Origin of the sequence: Stenotrophomonas sp. HMWF023 (assembly GCF_003060985.1) — a bacterium.
Taxonomy (GTDB): domain Bacteria; phylum Pseudomonadota; class Gammaproteobacteria; order Xanthomonadales; family Xanthomonadaceae; genus Stenotrophomonas; species Stenotrophomonas lactitubi.
The window spans coordinates 12831-15820 of the sequence record NZ_QAIJ01000018.1; the positions used below are offsets into that span (position 1 = coordinate 12831).

Sequence of the window (2990 nt, forward strand, 5' to 3'; positions counted from 1 at the left end):
GCCGTCGCTGAACGCCCAATGACAAAAACAAGCGCATCCCGCCACACTGCAACTTATTGCATGGGCCTTTCCGACATTGATCGGGAGAATTGCGATCGACCACTCGATAGTCGTTGCCCCTCCTCGCATCACTTGCCGATCACGCCATCGTCACGTCGGCGACGCATATATGCCAATCACCTGAATGGCGGGATTGTGGGCAGTTTGTTTCTACCTTCCCAACTTAAAAGGACAATCCATGAGCGCCCTTTCGTCCCCTGCTTCTCTGCCTTTGCCGCGCCCGCTGGCTGTGGGCGTGTTGCTGGCATTGGCCATCGCACCCGCCGGCATGGCGCATGCCGGCGACCTGGACAACCAGACCGCGGAGGTCGTGGCAGGCGATCCGGTGGAGGCCTGGCGCCTCATCAACGGCTCGAAGCTGACGATCACCGGGGCGCAGAGCAACCAGATCATCGCCAGTGACAGTTCCACCATCGTTCTCGATGGTGCGCAGGTCACTCGCGTGGGACGCACCAACCAGAGTTCCATCGATCTCTATGGGAATGCCTCACTCGAAGCCACCAACAGCCGGTTCGCGGGAGGGGGCATCACCGTGAATGGCGAGGGTGCGTCGGCTCATCTGGTGGGCAGTACCATCAGCGTCCGCACGGCCGACATGCGACCAGACGAAATCAGGGCGATTGGCGTCGATCTGATCAATGGGGGAAGTGCCACGGGCGCCACCCGCTATGCGCGGATCGACGGCACTCGCATCGATGTGCAGGACGTCCAGAATGTTCGCCGTTGGCACAGCAGCGGCCTGGGTGTGCGCATGCAATCGGGAACGGTCGACATCGTGAACGGCTCCAGCGTTACCGGGGTAAACGTGGGCGCGCTGCTGTGGGGCGTGGACAGTCCAACCGGTGTGATCCGGTTGAATGTCGACGACTCCATCCTGCAGTCCGGCCGCGGCGCCGCCATCCATGTATTGCCGCTGTTGGACAATACCTACGACATCACGGTGGCCAACGACGCCCATCTGCTCGGTGGCGATGGCAACCTGCTGCTGGTGGCGTCTGACGTCCTCAGCGACGCGCGCACCGATGTTGATTTTACTGTCGATAATGCCCGACTCCGCGGCAACGTCACCTTCGACCCTGCCACTGTCACCAACGGCACGCTGGATGTGATCCTGCGCAACAAGGCGCAGATCGACGGCCGCTTCCTCAATGTGACGTCGGCCAGCATCGATGGCGACAGCACCTGGCTGCTGACCGGCGACAGCAACGTCAGCCGGCTGACACTGGGCAGCACCGGCACCATCGGGCTGGGCGATGGCACGACATTCAACACCCTCACTGTAGATTCGTTCACCGGCAATGGCGGCACGCTGGCGTTCAACACGCATCTGGGCGACGACGCCTCGGCCACCGACAAGCTGGTGATCACCGGCGATGCCAACGGCCAGGCCAACGTGCACGTACTCAATGCGGGCGGCACCGGTGCCAAGACCGATCGCGGCATCGAGCTGATCGACATTGGTGGCGCCTCCAACGCGCAGTTCGACCTGGTCGGCCGTGCGGTGGGTGGCCAGTACGAGTACTTCCTGGTGAAGGATACCAATGGCAACTGGTACCTGCGCTCGGCCCTGGCGACCGTCCCGGACCCGTGCGTGGTGGACCCGAGCCTGCCCGAGTGCAAGCCGATCGACCCGGTCGACCCGGTGGATCCTGTCGACCCGCCGCCGCCGGTGCTGCGCCCGGAAGCCGGTGCCTACCTGGCCAACCAGTTCGCCATGGACCAGCTGCTGCGCCATGGCTGGCGTGATCGCCAGGGTGGCGATGCAACGGCCGAGGGCGTGCGTGGCTGGGCGCGGGTGGATGGCACGCAGAGCAAGCTGTCGGCCGTTGAGGATCAGCTGGACCTGCGCGTACAGCGCTCGCGCCTGCAGCTGGGTGCAGACGTGGGCGTGTTCGACAGCGGCCGTGGCCGCGTTGGTGCGATGCTCACCGCCGGGCAGGCCGATGCACAGTCGCGTTCGCAGCTGACCGGCTACAGCGCACGCGGCAAGGTCGAAGGCGGCGCGCTGGGCGTGTACGGCAACTGGACCGCCGATGCGCTGTATGTGGATGCCAGCGTGCAGCGCGGCCAGTTCCGCAACCGCGTGCAGGGCGAAGGCCTGGCCGCCGAGCGCTACAACTCGGACATCTGGCAGTCGTCGCTGGAAGCCGGCTACCGCTTCGACATTGGCCAGATCGGCAACACCGCGCTGCGCCTGCAACCGGAGCTGCAGCTGGTGTACACCGATGCCAGCACGGATCGGCACGAAGAGAGCAACGGCACCATCGTGCGCAGTGTGGGCGATGACGGGGTGTCGGGCCGCTTGGGCCTGCGCCTGCAGGGCGAATCACGCGCGACGGTGGGTGCGGCGGTGAGTCCGTACCTGGCGGTGAACTGGTACCGCGATGGCAGCAGCAACGGCATGGCGTTCGATGAAGACGTGCTGCAGGCGAGCGTGCCGCGCAACCGTTATGAAGTCAGTGCGGGCGGCCGGGTGGACTTCCGCTCGGGGCTGAGTGGCTGGGGTGGGCTGGGCGTGATGCGCGGCGACCACGGGTACCGCGAAGCGACGGCGAACCTGAGCGTCGCCTACAAGTGGTGATCTGCTTTCTGTAGCGCCGAGCCATGCTCGGCTGCTCTTCGGTCAGATCGTGGTGAGCCGAGCATGGGCTCGGCTCTACAACAAATGTCGCAACTGGCACGCGCACGTGTGCTCGGCTTCGCGCAGCGCATGCGACACGCATCTGCAACGTTTTCGAAATTGAAACTTTTCTGATTGGTATAGCAGCACCTGCGTGCACATCATGGCGCGCCACCGACAACGGGTGGCACGGGCTTGCAATCCCGTTAGGTTGATGTGTTGTTTACGCTTGCCTGTCGGCGTCGCTCTTTCCTTGTTGGGCGGCGTCGGCAGGCAATCCGTCCGCGCCCTATGGCGGGCGGTGCGTGGG

At 64.5% G+C, this 2990-nt stretch carries 1 protein-coding gene; it reads left to right on the forward strand.

The genetic code is table 11. From position 1 onward, the window contains the following. Positions 1–238: 238 nt before the first annotated feature. Positions 239–2641: an autotransporter outer membrane beta-barrel domain-containing protein gene (locus DBR20_RS00470; RefSeq protein WP_108264798.1), complete on the forward strand. Its 2403-nt coding sequence runs from the start codon at positions 239–241 to the stop codon at positions 2639–2641. The last annotated feature ends 349 nt before the right edge of the window (positions 2642–2990 follow it).